The following is a 17,118-nucleotide window of genomic DNA, read 5'->3' as shown; positions in this document are numbered from 1 at the left end:
AAAGTGTTGTCGGTGAGGTCCCGGATGTGGTGGGATGGACTCCGCGGTTAGGTGTGCCTAACTAGGGAGACGCATCATGTCGAGCACGACACCCGCTCCACAGCAGACCCCCATGCGGGCCCTGCTCGCGGCCGCTGCGGCAGCCCGCGCGGTGTCCACGCCGCCGAAGGTCCTGGTGGGGGGACAGTCCGAGGCCAAGAAGGCGGCCTAGGGGATCACCACGACCCTGGTGCCGTTCGGCGCGAAATCCCAGAGGGTCTGGCTGTCGGCCCGGCCGGAGCGGATGCCGCCGGTCTTGGCCTTCGGATCGGCCGACGGGGTCGCCCCGTCCAGTGCGGCGCTGAAGCCGAAGACCACGTTGTTCTGCTGGGCGAACCGGATCACGTGCTCGATCTGCCGGCCGTCGGTGCCCATGCCCGCGGCCGTCCGGCTGTAGACCGTGTAGCTGCCGGGCGTCGGCTCGACCGAGCCCGGGGTGACCGGGAAGGCGGCCTGGGCCGGCGGGGTCTTCTTCGGGTCGACCAGCCAGACGTAGTGGCTGCCCGCCGAGTAGACCACCCGTCGGCCGGTGCCGGAGGAGGCGGGCAGCGCGGGGGCGGAGGGACTGGCGGAGGCGCTCGGGCTCGGCGCGGCGGCCGAGCTCGCGGCGGGCTTGGCCTCCGGGATCCGGGTGGCCGCGCCGTTGGCCTGGAAGGCCAGCAGGCCGACCGCCGCCAGTGCCGCCAGGGTCAGACCGGTGACCACCACTCCAGGACGTGACACGTCTGCTCCCGCCAGGCTCGTACCCGCTCGTGCTCTCCCGGCCCATCGTGCCAGGTCCGGCGAGCCCGTCCGGACCGTCGTGGCCGTGTGTTCAGGCCCGGTATGAAATACCGACCCCGGCGCACCCCTTAACCTTGACCCCGTGCTGCTGCTTGCGTTCGACACCGCCACCCCCGCCGTCACGGCCGCCGTCCACGACGGCACCAGAGTGCTGGCCGAGGCCCACCAGGTGGATGCCCGCCGGCACGGGGAGCTGCTGCTGCCCTCGATCGACCGGGTGCTGCGGGAGGCGGGTGTCGACAAGCACTCGCTGACCGGCATCGCGGTCGGCGTCGGCCCCGGCCCGTACACCGGCCTGCGGGTCGGCCTGGTCACCGCGGCCACCCTGGGCCACGCGCTCGGGGTGCCGGTGCACGGTGTCTGCACGCTGGACGCGATCGCGCACCAGGCCGAGGTGACCGGTCCGTTCACGGTGGCCACCGACGCCCGGCGCAAGGAGGTCTACTGGGCCTCGTACGACGCGGACAAGCGGCGGACGGCGGGCCCCGAGGTGGGCCGCGCGGCCGAGCTGACGCCCGAGGCGGTCGCGGTCGGTGCGGGCGCGCTGCTGTACCCCGAGAGTTTTCCGCAGGTGACCGGCCCCGAGCACGTGTCGGCCGGCTGGCTGGCCGACTTCGCGGCCCAGGAGCTGGCGGCCGGGCGGGAGTTGCTGCCCAACGTGCCGCTCTACCTGCGCCGTCCCGACGCCCAGGTGCCGGCAGGCTACAAGGCGGTGCTCCCGGCATGACCACCGCCCGGCTGCGGCCGATGCGCTGGTGGGACATCGAGCCGGTGATGGAGCTGGAGCTCCGGCTCTTCCCCGAGGACGCCTGGTCGCGCGGCATGTACTGGTCCGAACTGGCCGACACCGGCCCCGGCGGCACCCGGCACTACACGGTCGCGGTCGGCGAGGACGGCGGCATCGTCGGCTACGCCGGTCTGATGGCCGTCGGCGCCGAGGGTGACGTGCAGACCATCGCGGTCGCCCAGGAACAGCAGGGCGCCGGGCTCGGTGCCCGGCTGCTCGCCGACCTGGTGGCCGAGGCCGCCCGGCGGCAGTGCGCCGAACTGCTGCTGGAGGTGCGGATGGACAACCCGCGCGCCCAGCGGCTGTACGAGCGTTTCGGCTTCGAGCCGGTCGGCATCCGCCGCGGCTACTACCAACCCGCCAACGTGGACGCACTGGTGATGCGTCTCGACAATCCCAAGGAGCCGGCCGATGGCTGACGAACCGTTGGTCCTCGGTATCGAGACCTCCTGCGACGAGACCGGTGTCGGCATCGTCCGGGGCACCACGCTGCTGGCCGACGCGGTCGCCTCCAGCGTCAACGACCACGCTCGGTTCGGCGGCGTGGTGCCGGAGATCGCCAGCCGGGCGCACCTGGAGGCGATGGTCCCGACCATCCAGCGCGCGCTGGACACCGCCGGGATCAAGGGCTCCGACCTGGACGGCATCGCCGTCACCGCCGGGCCCGGACTGGCCGGTGCGCTGCTGGTCGGCGTCTCGGCCGCGAAGGCGTACGCCTGGGCGCTGGACAAGCCGCTGTACGGGGTGAACCACCTGGCCTCGCACATCTGCGTGGACCAGCTGGAGCACGGCCGGCTGCCGCAGCCCACCATGGCGCTGCTGGTCTCCGGCGGGCACTCCTCGCTGCTGCTCAGCGCGGACATCACCACCGACGTCCGCCCGCTCGGCTCGACCATCGACGACGCGGCCGGCGAGGCCTTCGACAAGATCGCCCGGGTGCTCGGACTCGGCTTCCCCGGCGGCCCGGTGGTGGACCGGATGGCCCGGGACGGCGACCCGAAGGCGATCCGCTTCCCGCGCGGGCTGAGCGGTCCGAAGGACCCGGAGTACGACTTCTCGTTCTCCGGCCTGAAGACCGCGGTGGCCCGCTGGGTCGAGGCCAAGCGGCGCGCGGGCGAGACGGTGCCGATCGCCGACGTGGCGGCCTCCTTCCAGGAGGCGGTCACCGACGTGCTGACCCGCAAGGCGGTCAAGGCCTGCAAGGACAGCGGCGTCGACCACCTGATGATCGGCGGCGGGGTGGCGGCCAACTCCCGGCTGCGCGAGATGGCCCAGCAGCGCTGCGACAAGGCGGGCATCGTGCTCCGGGTGCCGCGCCCGGGCCTGTGCACCGACAACGGCGCGATGGTGGCGGCGCTCGGCTCCGAGATGGTCTGGCGGGACCGCGCGCCCTCCTCCTTCGACCTGTCGGCGGACTCCTCGCTGCCGGTCACCGAGGTCTCGGTCCCGCACACCGACCTGCACGCCGCCGCGCACGAGGCGCTGCGGTGACCTTCGCGCAGATGTGGGAGGCCCGGGCTGCCGACGGCCGGGGCGCAGAACTCTCCGCCTGGGTGCGGGAGTTCGCGTTGCCCCAGCTGCGCGGCTCGGTCCGCGCGGAGTTGTTCAGCGCCCCCGGTGACCGGGTGCTGCTGATCACCTGGTGGGACGGCGATCCGGTGCCCGTGGCCGAGCCCCCCGCCGGTCTGCTGGCGCGCCCCGTCCATCGGTGGGGGTTCACCAGCGAGCACGTCGAGTAGCCTTCCTGAGAGTTGGCTGAACGACGGGGGAACGGTGAAGAAGACGTACGGGGCGGCTGCGCTTGCCCTGTTGCTGGCGACCGGTTGCGGCAGTGGCGGCGGCCGAGCCCCGGTGGGTCCGCCGTCACCGACTCCGGTCGCCTCCAGGTCGGTTGACGCTCCGCCAGTGACTCCGTCGGCGGCCGGGAACTGGGCCAAGTGGGGCCTGGCTGCGCTGCCGTCGGCCCCCGCCGCCCCGGCCGACAAGCCGGTCAAGCTGACCGCGACCGGCCCGGTGCCGGTCTTCAGCGAGGTGCCGACCAAGGACAAGGTGGTCTTCGTCACCATCGACGACGGGGCCGAGAAGGACCCGAAGTTCGTCGAGATGATCACCGACCTGAAGGTCCCGATCTCGATGTTCCTGACCCGGGACATCGTCAAGGACGACTACGGCTACTTCAAGCCACTCCAGGCGCTCGGCAACCAGGTGCACAACCACACCACCGACCACGCGCAGCTCAGCAAGGTCCCGGCGGAGAAGCAGAAGTCCGAGGTCTGCGACGCCCAGGCCGCGCTCACCCAGCAGTACGGCAAGGCCCCGCTGCTGTTCCGCCCGCCGTACGGCGACGGCGCGCACACCCCGCAGCTGAACACCTCGGTGGCGCAGTGCGGGCCGCGCGCGATCGTGCTCTGGCGCGAGTCGATGCAGATCCACGACATGCAGTACCAGGCCGCCGACAAGAAGCTGAAGCCCGGAGACATCGTGCTGGCGCACTTCCGGGGGCCCAAGGACCTCAAGGGCGAGACGATGACCGAGATGTTCGCCGAGCTGCTGCGCCGGATCCAGGAGCAGGGCTTCGCGGTGGCCCGGCTCGAGGACTACATTCAGGCCCCGGCCGGCTGACCCGGCGTCACCGGCTGACCCAGCATCATCAGCGGGCCCCGGTCGGTCCGGCAGAGGATCACCGTGACCTCGTTCGGGCCGCTCGGCTTGAGCTGCTTGCGCAGGTCCTCGGGGGTGATCGCGATGCCGCGCTTCTTGATCACCACGGTGCCGACGCCGCGCTCGCGCAGCAGCGCCTTGAGCTTCTTGATGTGGAACGGCAGCACGTCGGTCAGCTCGTACGCGTGCGCGTACGGGGTCGCCGCCAGCCGGTCCGAGGTCAGGTACGCGATCATCGGGTCGATCAGCCGCCCGTCCACCTGCTCGGCCACCTCGGCCACCTGGTGGGCCCGGATCACCGCGCCGTCCGGCTCGTACAGGTAGCGGCCGACCGGCCCGGGGGCCGGGTCGGGGAGTTGACCGCCCGTCAGGGTGTGCGGGCCCGGCAGCAGGGTGGCCCGGTGCGGCTCGGTGGCCCCGGTGCCGAACCAGAGCACCGCCTCCTTGACCTCCCCGTGGTCCGAGACCCACTCGGCCTCGGCGCCCTCGGGCACCAGCGCGTGCGGGATGCCGGGCGCCACCTTGAGCGCCCCGTACGGGGTGCGGCGGGCCGCCTCGATCGCCCAGGAGAGCGGCGGGGAGTACGCCTCCGGATCGAAGACCCGCCCGCGCGCCGTCCGGCGCGCCGGGTCGGTGAAGACCGCGTCGTACCCGGTGACGTCCACCTCGGTGACGTCCGCCTGCCGGACCTCGATCAGCCCGCCCAGGCCCAGCGCGGCCGCGTTGGCCTCGGCCACGGCGCAGGTCAGCTCGTCCCGGTCGACCGCCAGGACCGCGATCCCGGCCCTGGCCAGGGCGATCGCGTCGCCGCCGATCCCGCAGCACAGGTCGGCCAGCCGCCGTACGCCGAGCGCGGCGAACCGCTGCGCCCGCCACTCGGCGACGCTGCGGCGGGTGGCCTGCTCGACCCCGTTCGGGGTGAAGTACATCGCGTCGGCGTCGTCACCGAACTTCGCCCTGGCCCGCTGCCGCAGCCCCGCCTGCGCGAGCGCCGCACTGACCAGCTCGGCCGGGTGCTCCTTGCGCAGCCGGGTGGCCAGCGCCAGCTCCTCACCGGGCTTGAACTCCCGGAGCTCGGCCAGCAGGGACTGGCCCTGATCGGTCAACAGGCCACGGAACGATTCGATCTCCACGGGCCCATTCTGCCGCTCCCGGTCAGTTGCACCGGCCGCTGCCGCTGTAGCAGGGGTGGCAGTTCCAAGGACGCGCCGGCCACCGAGGCGAGCAGGAGCATGGCGGCCATTCTGGCCGGGGCCGTCTCGTACATGAGTGCGGCTACTCGGTTTCCGGCGGTTCTCCGGGCCACGCCGTTGGCACTCTGGTTGACTGAGTGCTAACGGCCGCCTATGGTCGTTCCTGGCACTCCCCACCGGGTGAGTGCTAACGCGATGAAGCGAGTCTGACCCCCGCGACGGCAGACCCGTACTCATCGCCACCTACCTGAAGAACAACCCCGTAATCTCCGAAGGGGAGCTCGGACGTGACCGCCAGCAGCAAGGTTGCCATCAAGCCGCTCGAGGACCGCATTGTGGTCCAGCCGCTCGACGCCGAGACCACCACGGCCTCCGGCCTGGTCATCCCGGACACGGCGAAGGAGAAGCCCCAGGAGGGCGTCGTCCTGGCCGTCGGTCCGGGTCGCTTCGAGGACGGCCAGCGTCTCCCGCTGGACGTCGCCGTCGGCGACATCGTCCTGTACTCGAAGTACGGCGGCACCGAGGTCAAGTACCAGGGTGAGGAATACCTGGTTCTCTCGGCGCGCGACGTTCTCGCCATCATCGAGAAGTAAGACGTACCAGCCCGCCCCGGATTCTTGTCACCAGTGACAGGGGCCCGGGGCGCGGTTGTTGGCTCACGTCGTCAGTAGACCCCTTTAGGAAACGGAATCATGCCGAAGATCCTGCAGTTCGACGAGGACGCCCGCCGCTCGCTCGAGCGTGGCGTGAACAAGCTGGCCGACACCGTCAAGGTGACCATCGGTCCCAAGGGCCGCAACGTCGTCATCGACAAGAAGTTCGGCGCCCCGACCATCACCAACGACGGTGTCACCATCGCTCGCGAGATCGAGCTGGACGACCCGTACGAGAACCTTGGCGCGCAGCTCGTCAAGGAGGTCGCCACCAAGACCAACGACGTCGCGGGTGACGGCACCACCACCGCCACCGTGCTGGCCCAGGCCCTGGTCAACGAGGGTCTCCGGAACGTCGCCGCGGGCGCCGGCCCGGCCGCCCTGAAGAAGGGCATCGACAAGGCCGTCGCCGCCGTCTCCGCGCACCTGCTCGCCAGCGCCCGCGAGATCGAGGGCAAGGAGGACGTGGCCGCCGTCGCGTCCCTGTCCGCCCAGGACCCGCAGGTCGGCGACCTGATCGCCGAGGCGATCGACAAGGTCGGCAAGGACGGTGTCATCACCGTCGAGGAGTCGAACACCTTCGGCGTGGAGCTCGACTTCACCGAGGGCATGCAGTTCGACAAGGGCTACCTGTCGCCGTACTTCGTCACCGACGCCGAGCGTCAGGAAGCGGTCCTCGAGGACCCGTACATCCTGATCAACCAGGGCAAGATCTCCAGCATCCAGGAGCTCCTCCCGCTGCTCGAGAAGATCCTGCAGGGCGGCACCTCCAAGCCGCTGCTGATCATCGCCGAGGACGTGGACGGCGAGGCGCTCTCCACCCTCGTGGTCAACAAGATCCGTGGCACCTTCAACGCCGTCGCGGTGAAGGCCCCCGGCTTCGGCGACCGCCGCAAGGCCATCCTCGGCGACCTGGCCACCCTCACCGGTGCCACCGTCATCTCCGAGGAGGTCGGCCTCAAGCTCGACCAGGCCGGTCTGGACCTGCTCGGCAGCGCCCGCCGCGTCACCATCACCAAGGACGAGACCACGGTCGTCGACGGTGCCGGTGACTCGGAGGCCGTCGCCGGTCGCGTGAACCAGATCAAGGCCGAGATCGCCAACACGGACTCGGACTGGGACCGCGAGAAGCTGCAGGAGCGCCTGGCCAAGCTGGCCGGCGGCGTCTGCGTGATCAAGGTCGGCGCGGCCACCGAGGTCGAGCTCAAGGAGCGCAAGCACCGTCTCGAGGACGCCATCTCGGCGACCCGCGCGGCGGTCGAGGAGGGCATCGTCGCCGGTGGCGGCGCCTCTCTCGTGCACGCCCAGAAGGTGCTCGACGGCGGCCTGGGCCTGACCGGCGACGAGGCGACCGGTGTCGCGGTCGTCCGCAAGGCGCTCGCCGAGCCGCTGCGCTGGATCGCCCAGAACGCCGGCCTCGAGGGCTACGTCATCACCCACAAGGTCGCGGAGCTGGAGGCCGGTCACGGCTTCAACGCCGCCACCGGCGAGTACGGCGACCTGCTGAAGGCCGGCGTCATCGACCCGGTCAAGGTCACCCGCTCCGCCCTGGAGAACGCGGCCTCGATCGCGTCGCTGCTGCTCACCACCGAGACGCTCGTGGTCGAGAAGCCGGCCGACGACGAGCCGGCCGGTCACGGTGGCCACGGCCACTCGCACTGACGCTCCGTCACCACTCCGCGGGCCCGGTTCACTTCGGTGAGCCGGGCCTTCGGCGTTTCGCGGGTGCTCAGGAGGAGATCTGGCGTGCGGGTCACTGCGAAAGTGCCTGACCACCTACGTACGGATCACCTTGTAAGGGTCGGCGTCGCAGTTCCCCGAGCCCCTGATGTGGTTGGCCATTTGCCCAAAGGATCGCTTATAACTGAGGCATGATCGAGGCCCGCCATCTCCGCGTCCTGCGCGCCGTTGCCCGTAGCGGTTCGTTCTCTGCCGCTGCCCGGGAGCTGGGCTGTACGCAGCCTGCGGTGAGCCAGCAGATGAAGGCGCTGGAGAAGTCGGTGGCGACCCCGTTGGTGGCCCGGTCGGGGAAGGGGATGCAGCTGACCGAGGCGGGTCAGGTGCTGTTGAAGCACGCGAACGGCATTCTCTCCGGCCTGTCGGCGGCCGAGGAGGAGGTGGCCGCGATCACGGGGCTGCGGGCCGGGCGGGTGCGGTTGGTGTCGTTCCCGACCGCGAGTTCCACTCTGGTGCCGCCGGCGGTAGCCCGTCTGCGGGGCGCCCGTCCGGGGGTGCGCGTGTCGCTGGTGGAGGCGGAGCCGCCGGAGTCGCTGGCGATGCTGCGGGGTGGCGAGTGCGAGGTGGCGCTGGCGTTCCGGTACCCGGACTCGCACGGTGGGGCCGTGCTGCCCGCCCCGCACACCACGGCCCGGGAGGCGAGGGCGGAGGCGACCCTGGAGGCGGCCGCCAGCCAGGCCGCGAACGACTGGTCGGACCTGGTGGTCCGGCCGCTGCTGGACGACCCGCTGATCGGCCTGCTCCCGATCGGCCACCCGTTGGCGGCCAGGGACGAGAGCAGGCCGGTGGATCTGGTGGAGCTGGCGGCGGAGCAGTGGATCGCGGGCTGTCCGCAGTGTCGGGGGCACCTGGTGGAGCTGTGTGCGGGCGCGGGCTTCGAGCCGCGGATCGACTTCGCCACCGACGACTACCCGGCGGTGGTCGGGCTGGTGGCGGCCGGGCTCGGGGTGGCGGTGCTGCCGGGCCTCGCGCTGGAGGCGGTGCGGCACTCGAAGGTGGCCGCGGTGCCGGTGCGGGCCGCCTCGGGTGCCCCGGCGGTGCGGCAGGTGGTCGCACTGACCCTGCCGGATCTGGCGGAGGTCCCGGCCGTGGCGCTGATGCTGGATCAGCTTGCCGGGGCGGCCGCCGACCGGTAGCCGGGGCGGGTTTCGTCGATGAAACGTTTCTGCACTACCTGACGTCCGGTCAGCGCCTGATCGTGGCGGGCAGGGTGAGCGGTACCTCGACCAGCCGGTTGCGCGAACGGCCCATCAGTTCCTCGCGCTCGTCCTCGGTGAGGCCGCCCCAGACGCCGTACGGCTCGCGGACCGCCAGCGCGTGCGCCGCGCACTCGGTCCGGACCGGGCACCGCATGCAGACCTCCTTGGCGCTTGCCTCGCGCGAACTGCGCGCGGCCCCGCGCTCGCCCTCCGGGTGGAAGAAGAGCGAACTGTCCACGCCGCGGCAGGCGGCGGAGAGCTGCCAGTCCCAGAGGTCTGCGTTGGGGCCGGGGAGGCGGGAAAAGTCTGCCATGGCTCTTGTATCCCTTCATGGACCGGTATGCACACCTGGAAATATGACTTACGGCAACCACTGGGACAAGTCACTCACAGAGCCACACAACAGTCAATGACCGTACAGAAGCTATAAAACCGGACAAAGAGGGCATGGTGTTTGCGGGTACCGGCGTGGCATTCGGGTGGCGCCGGGGGCGTGGGGGGATGCTCAAGAGCGCTGGTGGTGCGCGGCATGCGTGTGATCAGCACAAATGCGCGGCGTGTGCACCGCGATGCGGCTGATCGGTAACGGGTCGGCCACGTACAGTGGTGGAGATGGCCCTGAAAGCCGTAACTCATTCGAGTGACGGTCGTTGGAAGTGCGGAGGCGGTTAGCAGGCGCTGGACGTCGGGAACGATCACGGGAGACCGTCGGTCCGACCGAAGTCCTTCGTCATTCGGCCGTGTCGGAGAGATTCGTACCAGCCAGGAGGCTCAACGTGACGCGGATCAGCTGCGGAGGACGGTCATGACATCCGTACTCGTCTGCGACGATTCCCCCCTCGCCCGGGAGGCGCTTCGCCGCGCGGTGGCGACGGTCCCCGGTGTCGACCGGGTGACCACGGCGACGAACGGTGAGGAGGTCCTCCGCCGTTGGGTGGCCGACCGCTCCGATCTCGTCCTGATGGATGTCCGGATGCCCGGCCTGGGTGGGGTGGAGACGGTCCGTCGGCTGCTCTCGGCCGACCCGGGGGCCCGGATCATCATGCTCACGGTGGCCGAGGACCTGGACGGGGTCGCGCTCGCGGTCGCCGCCGGGGCCCGGGGCTACCTGCACAAGGACGCCTCGCGCGCCGAGCTGCGGGCCACCGTCACCCAGGCCCTGGCCGACCCGACCTGGCGGCTCGCCCCGCGCCGGCTGCGCAGCCCCGACATGGGTGCCGCACCGACGCTGACGGCGCGTGAGATCCAGGTGCTCGAAGGGATGAGCCACGGCCGGAGCAACGCCGAGATCGGGCGCGAGCTGTTCCTCTCCGAGGACACCGTGAAGACGCACGCCAGGCGGCTGTTCAAGAAGCTCGGCGCCTCGGACCGCGCGCACGCCGTGGCGCTCGGTTTCCGTTGGGGCCTGGTCCGCTGACCGGCCCTCACCGGCCGGCAGAGTCCAATGCTCGCTCAGACGTGTGACGTTACGGTCCCGAGGCTGCACCATGGAGTAATGGAGCACCTCGGGGACCAGCGGGCGGAGGCGGCGGTGGGGGAGGCGCATAACGTTCCGATGCACAACTCCGGACGCGGTGCCATGTTTTCCGCTCCGACCAGGCACCATGGACCGATGCGCGACGACGATCCTCCCCGAGCCGGCGGTTCGTCCTCGGCATCGGTGGCCTCGGTCGAGTTGAGCTCCCTGGTCGCTGCGGCGGTGTCGGGCGAGGGCCCGGCCATCGAGGCCCTGTTGGCGTACGTCCACCCGCTGGCCCTGCGCTACTGCCGGGGGCGGCTGGTCCGGCTGCCCGGCGGCGCCAGGCACCACGTGGACGACGTGGCCCAGGAAGTCTGTGTGGCGGTGCTCTGCGCGCTGCCCCGGTACAAGGACGAGGGGCGTCCGTTCGAGGCGTTCGTCTACGGGATCGCCGCGCACAAGGTGGCCGACCTGCAGCGGGCCGCGATGCGTGGCCCCGGTTCGACCGTGATCCCGCCCGACGACATGCCCGAGCTGCCGGACGACGCGCTCGGCCCCGAGGAGCGGGCGCTGCTGAGCAGCGACGCCGCCTGGGCCAAGGAGCTGCTCTCCAATCTGCCGGCCCGTCAGCGCGAGCTGGTGCTGCTCCGGGTGGCCGCCGGGCTGTCGGCGGAGGAGACCGGGGAGGTGCTCGGGATGTCGCCCGGCGCGGTCCGGGTCGCCCAGCACCGGGCGCTCAGCCGGCTGCGTGCGCTGGCCGAGCTGACCGAGGAACCTTCCTGACCTGGAAGGGATCGAGTCCTCGCGGTGTTGTCAAGGGGGCGCGAGTTCGGCATTCGGGTTGCCAGTACCATGGGGTATCGGCGCCTGGGCAGGTCGCCAAAGTTTCGCGGGTGCGCATGGGGTTCCGTTGGAGGTTCCTCCAGGTCCCCGGGTGTCTTGGCGGTCTGAGCTGGTGCCGGTTCGAGAGCAGCGTGCCCGGGACCCTCACCGGGCGCGGGATCAGATCGACGGCCGCCACGGAAGGTCCCCACTCATGTCCTACAACGCCGCAGGCGTACCCGAGAAGTTCGCGATGCTCGGACTGACCTACGACGATGTCCTGCTGCTGCCCGGTGCCTCCGAGGTGCTCCCGAACCAGGTGGACACCTCCTCCCGGGTCTCCCGCAACGTCCGCGTGAACATCCCGCTGCTCTCGGCCGCGATGGACAAGGTGACCGAGTCCCGGATGGCGATCGCGATGGCCCGCCAGGGTGGCGTCGGCGTGTTGCACCGCAATCTCTCGATCGAGGACCAGGCCAACCAGGTCGACCTGGTCAAGCGCTCCGAGTCCGGCATGGTGACCGACCCGATCACGGTCGGTCCGGAGACCACGCTGGGCGACGCGGACGCGCTCTGTGCGAAGTTCCGGATCTCCGGTGTGCCGATCGCGGACGAGGCGGGCAAGCTGCTCGGCATCGTCACCAACCGCGACATGGCCTTCGAGTCGGACCGCAACCGCAAGGTCCGCGAGATCATGACCCCGATGCCGCTGATCACCGGCAAGGTCGGGATCTCCGGTGTGGACGCGATGGCACTGCTCCGCCGTCACAAGATCGAGAAGCTCCCGCTGGTCGACGACGAGGGCCGGATCAAGGGTCTGATCACGGTCAAGGACTTCGTCAAGGCCGAGAAGTACCCGAACGCCGCCAAGGACGCCGAGGGCCGCCTGCTGGTCGGTGCCGCCGTCGGCGCCTCCGCCGAGGCCTTCGAGCGGGCCCAGGCCCTGGTGGCCGCCGGGGTGGACTTCCTGGTGGTGGACACCTCGCACGGGCACAGCCACAACGCGCTGTCCTGGATCGCCAAGATCAAGTCGGCCGTCGCGGTCGACGTGGTCGGCGGCAACGTGGCCACCCGGGACGGCGCCCAGGCGCTGATCGACGCGGGCGTGGACGGCGTGAAGGTCGGCGTCGGCCCGGGCTCGATCTGCACCACCCGCGTGGTGGCCGGCATCGGTGTCCCGCAGGTGACGGCGATCTACGAGGCCGCGGTGGCCTGCCAGGCGGCCGGCGTGCCGGTGATCGGTGACGGTGGCCTGCAGTACTCCGGCGACATCGGCAAGGCGCTGGCCGCCGGTGCCGACACCGTGATGCTGGGCAGCCTGCTGGCCGGCTGCGAGGAGTCGCCGGGTGAGCTGATGTTCATCAACGGCAAGCAGTTCAAGTCGTACCGGGGCATGGGCTCGCTGGGCGCCATGCAGTCGCGCGGCCAGGGCCGCTCGTACTCCAAGGACCGCTACTTCCAGGCCGAGGTCTCCTCGGACGAGAAGCTGATCGCCGAGGGCATCGAGGGCCAGGTCCCCTACCGCGGCCCGCTGTCCACGGTGCTGTTCCAGCTGGTCGGCGGTCTGCGGCAGACCATGGGCTACGTCGGCGCGGCCACGGTCGCCGAGATGGAGTCCAAGGGCCGGTTCGTCCGGATCACCTCGGCGGGCCTCAAGGAGAGCCACCCGCACGACATCCAGATGACCGTCGAGGCGCCGAACTACCACGGGCGCTGAGGCTCCGGATCACCACGGCAGGGCACCACCCGCGGCAGTTCCGCAGGTGGTGCCCTGCCGTTTCGCGTGTCCATGGTGCGGTCGTGGCGAGGGCCAGGGGGCCGAGTACGGGATACTTGGGGCGACCAGCAAGCAGCAGGAAGGGCTCGAAGTGACTGAGATCGAGATCGGGCGAGGCAAGCGCGGCCGCAGGGCGTACTCCTTCGACGACATCGCCGTCGTCCCCAGCCGCCGTACCCGCGACCCGAAGGAGGTCTCGATCGCGTGGCAGATCGACGCCTACCGGTTCGAGCTGCCGTTCCTGGCGGCGCCGATGGACAGCGTGGTCTCGCCCGCGCAGGCCATCGAGATCGGCCGGCTCGGCGGGCTCGGCGTGCTCAACCTGGAGGGTCTGTGGACCCGTTACGAGGACCCGCAGCCGCTGCTGGACGAGATCGCCACCATCTCGGACGAGGCCCTGGCCACCCGTCGGCTGCAGGAGATCTACTCCGCGCCGATCGACCCGGAGCTGATCAAGCAGCGGATCAAGGAGGTGCGTGAGTCCGGTGTGGTCACCGCCGCCGCGCTCTCGCCGCAGCGGACCGCCGAGTTCTCCAAGGCCGTGGTCGACGCAGGCGTGGACGTCTTCGTGATCCGGGGCACCACGGTCTCCGCCGAGCACGTCTCGGGTGCGGCCGAGCCGCTGAACCTGAAGCAGTTCATCTACGAGCTGGACGTCCCGGTGATCGTCGGTGGCTGTGCCACCTACACCGCCGCGCTGCACCTGATGCGGACCGGCGCCGCCGGTGTGCTGGTCGGCTTCGGCGGCGGTGCCGCGCACACCACCCGCAACGTGCTGGGCATCCAGGTCCCGATGGCCACCGCCGTGGCCGATGTCGCGGCCGCCCGCCGGGACTACATGGACGAGTCCGGCGGCCGGTACGTGCACGTGATCGCGGACGGCGGGGTCGGCTACAGCGGCGACCTGGCCAAGGCGATCGCCTGTGGCGCGGACGCGGTGATGATCGGTGCCGCACTGGCCCGGGGCACCGACGCGCCCGGTAAGGGTTTCCACTGGGGCATGGAGGCCGTGCACGAGGAGCTGCCGCGCGGAAAGCGGGTGGACCTCGGCACCGTGGGCACCACGGCGGAGATCCTCACCGGCCCGTCGCACACCCCCGACGGCACCATGAACCTGTTCGGCGCGCTGCGCCGGGCGATGGCCACCACGGGGTACTCGGAGCTCAAGGAGTTCCAGCGCGTCGAGGTGACGGTCAACCCCGCGCAGCACCGCTGACGGTGCATCACGCCGAAGGCCCCCGCCGTGACGACACGGCGGGGGCCTTCGGCGTTGCGGGTCAGGAGGTGGCGAACTTGGTGGTGTACGTGTAGCCGAAGTACACCGCGAAGCCGTAGAACAGCAGGTCGATGATGTCGCGCTCGCCCTTCCAGACCTCGATGGTGAGGTCCAACTGGCTGGTCAGCAGGTCGCCGACGGAGATGCCGAGCTCCTGGTGGCCGAAGAGCGCCATGGTGAAGATCTGGCCGAAGAACAGCCCGAGGACGGACAGCGCCGCGCCGATCACGGGCAGCGCCTGACCCCGGCCGCCGAGTCGGCCCAGGGTGAAGGTGACGGCGGCGGCGATGCCGATCACGGCCCAGCCGATCTCGCGCTCGATGGCCTTGGCGATGAAGCCGTACGCCAGCCCGGCGACGATCGCGGCGCCGAGGGCAGCGGCGATGGCGACGCCCTGGGCCTGCGGGGCGGCCGGAGCCGGGGCGGCCGGCGGTGCGGGCATGGCGGGGCCGGGCAGGTCGGTGCTCATGGTGGGTGTCCCCCGGGAAGAAGAAGTGAACGACGGCGAACGCTAGCAGCGCCGAAGTGGCCGGGAACAGCCATTTCTGATCACGGGTCGAGTACGAACTCCGCTCTGCCCGGGGGCGGCTGACGCGTGGTCGGGGTGACACGACATGATGGGGGCTTGGCCGACCGCACTATGGGGGACGTGGCGATGACCGAGACCGGCGGACGTCTGTTGGGCGGGCGTTACCGGCTGACCGGGGTGCTCGGGCGCGGTGGCATGGGCACCGTCTGGCGGGCCGAGGACGAGATGCTCGGTCGGACGGTCGCGGTCAAGGAACTCCGGATGCACGACGGCGTCGACGAGCAGGACCGGCACCGGCTGGTGGTCCGGACCCTGCGCGAGGCCAAGGCGACCGCCCGGATCAGGCACACGGCGGCGGTGACGGTCTTCGACGTGGTCGAGGAGGACGACCGGCCGTGGATCGTGATGGAGCTGGTCGGCGGCCGCTCGCTGGCCGAGGTGATCAAGGAGGACGGGCCGCTGTCGCCGGTCCGGGCCGCCGAGATCGCCCTCGAGGTGCTCGGAGTGCTGTGCGAGGCCCACGAGTTGGGCATCCTGCACCGGGACGTGAAGCCGTCCAACGTGCTGATCGGCGACGACGGCCGGGTGGTGCTGACCGACTTCGGCATCGCCAGCGTGGAGGGCGACACCTCGGTCACCTCCACCGGCATGCTGGTCGGCGCGCCCTCGTACATCTCGCCGGAGCGGGCCCGGGGCCAGAAGCCGGGACCGCCGGCCGACCTGTGGTCGCTGGGCGGCACGCTGTACGCGATGGTCGAGGGCAAGCCTCCGTACGACCGGGGCTCGGCGCTGGCCACGCTCACGGCCGTGATGACCGAGCCGCTGACGCCGCCGGTGAGTGCCGGACGGCTGCTGACGCCGCTGATCGAGGGGCTGTTGGAGAAGGACCCGGCGCTGCGGGTGGACGCGGCGGCGGCCCGGCCGCTGCTGCGCCGGGTGGTGGCCGAGGGCACCGCGCGGGCGGAGTCCACCACCGAGGTGGCGGCGATACCCGTGGCCGGGCCCGCCCGGCGGTGGCCGCTGGTGGCCGCCGCCGTACTGGTGGTCGTGGCGCTGGTGGCCGGGGTTGTGCTCTGGCAGCCGTGGAAGGACAAGGATCGGGGCTCGGCGGCCGGTCCGGTGGCGAGTGCCCCGGCGGCCGCGAGTACCCCGGCGGGGAGCGCCTCGGCAGGGAGCAGCCCCGCGACCACCCCGACGCCGACCCCCGCCACCACGCCCAACCCGACGCCGGGTCAGCTGACGGGCTATCGGGAGGTGCGCGGCGCCCAGGGCTACACCATCAAGGTGCCCGACTGGCTCAAGGAGGACGGGGTCAGCGACGACGGCTCCCAGTTCTACTACCGGGGCAACGGCATCACCCTTTCCGTCGCCTGGACCGCCAAGCCGGGGCCGAGCGCGCTGAAGGTCTGGGAGGAAATGGATGCGGGGCGTGACTTCCGCGGCTACAAGAGCCTGGGCACCAAGGCGCTCACGTTCCGGTCCTGGACCAACGCGGCCGACTGGGAGTGGACGTACGACGGCAGGACCGGCATCCGTCAGCACTCGCTCGACCGGGGTTTCGTGACCGGGAAGTACGGCTACGCGATCTACTGGACGGTGCCGGACGCGGACTGGTCGAAGCCGGAGGTCGTGCAGGCCCGGCAGGTCTCGTTCGACAGCTTCCAGCCGGCGCCCTAGCCCTGGAGCAGCTTGGCCTTGGCGAGGGCGAACTCCTCGTCGGTGAGGGCGCCGGAAGAGTGCAGCGCGGCGAGCCGTTCGAGCTGGTCGAGCAGGTCGCCGGCCGGGGCCGCCGGGGCGTGGTGGCGGTCGCGGGCGGCCTGAGCGGTACTGCGGAGCTGCTCGGAGAAGAACTCGGCCTTGCTCACGTCCTCGAAGCGGTGGGCGCCGGTGAGGGCGACCACCTGGAGGATCTCGCCGTTCAGACGGCTCCTGGTGACCGTCACGTCGGTGACGCCCTCCAGCGGAACCGGTACCGGGGGCTTGCCGTCCTTCAGGAAGAGCAGGCGGTGGGTGGTGAGCACCAGCGCGCCCTTGCGGAAGTGGTCGGGGTGGCGTCCGGCGGTGGCGGCGACCGGTCGTTCGTCGGGCAGGGCGGCCTGCTGCACCGAGTGCAGGGCCGAGCTCTTGTTGCTGTCACTGCCCAGGGCGTCGAAGGCGACGTCGATCAGATCGGTCCAGTCCATGTTTTCGAGGGTAGCCCGCG

General features: G+C 71.1%; 19 protein-coding genes. 14 read left to right on the top strand and 5 right to left on the bottom strand.

The window, feature by feature from the left end:
* Nucleotides 1–76 precede the first annotated feature (76 nt).
* Entirely contained in the window at nt 77–211 is a 135-nt protein-coding gene (locus tag ASC99_RS41695) for a hypothetical protein (protein WP_255359237.1), read from the top strand.
* On the opposite strand, the gene ASC99_RS12400 is transcribed toward ASC99_RS41695, so the two are convergent.
* Nucleotides 208–762 (bottom strand): hypothetical protein, encoded by a 555-nt coding sequence (locus tag ASC99_RS12400; RefSeq protein ID WP_057231255.1) that lies wholly within the window; start codon nt 760–762, stop codon nt 208–210. The genes ASC99_RS41695 and ASC99_RS12400 overlap by 4 nt on opposite strands.
* Before the next feature lie 142 nt (nt 763–904).
* On the opposite strand from ASC99_RS12400, the gene tsaB reads away from it, so the two are divergent.
* From tsaB to ASC99_RS12375, 5 genes are all read left to right on the top strand, one after another.
* Nucleotides 905–1,549, top strand: coding sequence for a tRNA (adenosine(37)-N6)-threonylcarbamoyltransferase complex dimerization subunit type 1 TsaB (gene tsaB / locus ASC99_RS12395; RefSeq protein WP_057231253.1), 645 nt, complete (start codon nt 905–907; stop codon nt 1,547–1,549).
* A complete protein-coding gene (rimI, locus tag ASC99_RS12390) occupies nt 1,546–2,028 on the top strand; it encodes a ribosomal protein S18-alanine N-acetyltransferase (RefSeq protein ID WP_057231251.1) in 483 nt (160 codons plus the stop codon). The genes tsaB and rimI overlap by 4 nt, the downstream gene beginning before the upstream one ends.
* Nucleotides 2,021–3,100: a tRNA (adenosine(37)-N6)-threonylcarbamoyltransferase complex transferase subunit TsaD gene (gene tsaD, locus ASC99_RS12385; protein ID WP_057231249.1), complete on the top strand. Its 1,080-nt coding sequence runs from the start codon at nt 2,021–2,023 to the stop codon at nt 3,098–3,100. Before rimI ends, tsaD begins: the two co-directional genes overlap by 8 nt.
* Nucleotides 3,097–3,348: a hypothetical protein gene (locus ASC99_RS12380; RefSeq protein ID WP_369824181.1), complete on the top strand. Its 252-nt coding sequence runs from the start codon at nt 3,097–3,099 to the stop codon at nt 3,346–3,348. Before tsaD ends, ASC99_RS12380 begins: the two co-directional genes overlap by 4 nt.
* A gap of 166 nt (nt 3,349–3,514) precedes the next feature.
* The gene (locus ASC99_RS12375) at nt 3,515–4,231 is read left to right on the top strand and encodes a polysaccharide deacetylase family protein (protein WP_235502478.1); all 717 of its coding nucleotides are present in this window, start codon (nt 3,515–3,517) and stop codon (nt 4,229–4,231) included.
* Here ASC99_RS12375 and ASC99_RS12370 read toward each other — a convergent pair.
* Complete coding sequence (locus ASC99_RS12370; protein ID WP_057231245.1) at nt 4,213–5,403, bottom strand: class I SAM-dependent methyltransferase; 1,191 nt, start codon at nt 5,401–5,403, stop codon at nt 4,213–4,215. The two genes, ASC99_RS12375 and ASC99_RS12370, sit on opposite strands and share 19 nt — an antisense overlap.
* Nucleotides 5,404–5,750: 347 nt before the next feature.
* Here ASC99_RS12370 and groES point away from each other — a divergent pair, with 347 nt between their 5' ends.
* The 3 genes from groES to ASC99_RS12355 all read left to right on the top strand — a co-directional run bounded on the left by groES (nt 5,751) and on the right by ASC99_RS12355 (nt 8,989).
* Entirely contained in the window at nt 5,751–6,056 is a 306-nt protein-coding gene (gene groES, locus ASC99_RS12365) for a co-chaperone GroES (RefSeq protein WP_057231242.1), read from the top strand.
* Nucleotides 6,057–6,155: 99 nt separating this feature from the next.
* Complete coding sequence (gene groL / locus ASC99_RS12360) at nt 6,156–7,778, top strand: chaperonin GroEL (protein WP_057231240.1); 1,623 nt, start codon at nt 6,156–6,158, stop codon at nt 7,776–7,778.
* Nucleotides 7,779–7,987: 209 nt separating this feature from the next.
* Nucleotides 7,988–8,989 carry a LysR family transcriptional regulator gene (locus ASC99_RS12355; protein ID WP_057231238.1) on the top strand — a complete coding sequence of 334 codons (1,002 nt, stop codon included), beginning with the start codon at nt 7,988–7,990 and terminating at the stop codon, nt 8,987–8,989.
* Nucleotides 8,990–9,038: 49 nt separating this feature from the next.
* On the opposite strand, the gene ASC99_RS12350 is transcribed toward ASC99_RS12355, so the two are convergent.
* Nucleotides 9,039–9,365 carry a WhiB family transcriptional regulator gene (locus tag ASC99_RS12350; protein WP_057231235.1) on the bottom strand — a complete coding sequence of 109 codons (327 nt, stop codon included), beginning with the start codon at nt 9,363–9,365 and terminating at the stop codon, nt 9,039–9,041.
* A 492-nt stretch (nt 9,366–9,857) separates the two neighbouring features.
* Between ASC99_RS12350 and ASC99_RS12345 the strand changes: the two genes are divergently transcribed.
* From ASC99_RS12345 to ASC99_RS12330, 4 genes are all read left to right on the top strand, one after another.
* A complete protein-coding gene (locus ASC99_RS12345; protein ID WP_014136228.1) occupies nt 9,858–10,469 on the top strand; it encodes a response regulator transcription factor in 612 nt (203 codons plus the stop codon).
* A 195-nt stretch (nt 10,470–10,664) separates the two neighbouring features.
* The gene (shbA, locus tag ASC99_RS12340) at nt 10,665–11,294 is read left to right on the top strand and encodes an RNA polymerase sigma factor ShbA (protein ID WP_063978433.1); all 630 of its coding nucleotides are present in this window, start codon (nt 10,665–10,667) and stop codon (nt 11,292–11,294) included.
* Nucleotides 11,295–11,547: 253 nt separating this feature from the next.
* Nucleotides 11,548–13,050, top strand: a complete 1,503-nt coding sequence (gene guaB / locus ASC99_RS12335; RefSeq protein ID WP_057231231.1) for an IMP dehydrogenase — start codon at nt 11,548–11,550, stop codon at nt 13,048–13,050.
* A gap of 151 nt (nt 13,051–13,201) precedes the next feature.
* Nucleotides 13,202–14,326 (top strand): GuaB3 family IMP dehydrogenase-related protein, encoded by a 1,125-nt coding sequence (locus tag ASC99_RS12330; protein WP_057231229.1) that lies wholly within the window; start codon nt 13,202–13,204, stop codon nt 14,324–14,326.
* Nucleotides 14,327–14,387: 61 nt separating this feature from the next.
* Here the strand turns inward: ASC99_RS12330 and ASC99_RS12325 are convergent, their stop codons facing one another.
* Complete coding sequence (locus ASC99_RS12325) at nt 14,388–14,855, bottom strand: hypothetical protein (protein WP_057231227.1); 468 nt, start codon at nt 14,853–14,855, stop codon at nt 14,388–14,390.
* 171 nt (nt 14,856–15,026) lie between these two features.
* Between ASC99_RS12325 and ASC99_RS36675 the strand changes: the two genes are divergently transcribed.
* Nucleotides 15,027–16,592 carry a serine/threonine-protein kinase gene (locus tag ASC99_RS36675; RefSeq protein ID WP_157531536.1) on the top strand — a complete coding sequence of 522 codons (1,566 nt, stop codon included), beginning with the start codon at nt 15,027–15,029 and terminating at the stop codon, nt 16,590–16,592.
* On the opposite strand, the gene ASC99_RS12315 is transcribed toward ASC99_RS36675, so the two are convergent.
* Nucleotides 16,589–17,098, bottom strand: coding sequence for an SHOCT domain-containing protein (locus tag ASC99_RS12315; RefSeq protein ID WP_057231225.1), 510 nt, complete (start codon nt 17,096–17,098; stop codon nt 16,589–16,591). The two genes, ASC99_RS36675 and ASC99_RS12315, sit on opposite strands and share 4 nt — an antisense overlap.
* Nucleotides 17,099–17,118: the final 20 nt, after the last annotated feature.

This window comes from Kitasatospora sp. Root107, from assembly GCF_001424875.1.
Lineage (GTDB): Bacteria > Actinomycetota > Actinomycetes > Streptomycetales > Streptomycetaceae > Kitasatospora.
Note: the sequence above shows the minus strand (reverse complement) of the source record. Positions and strands in the feature narration are given on the sequence as shown.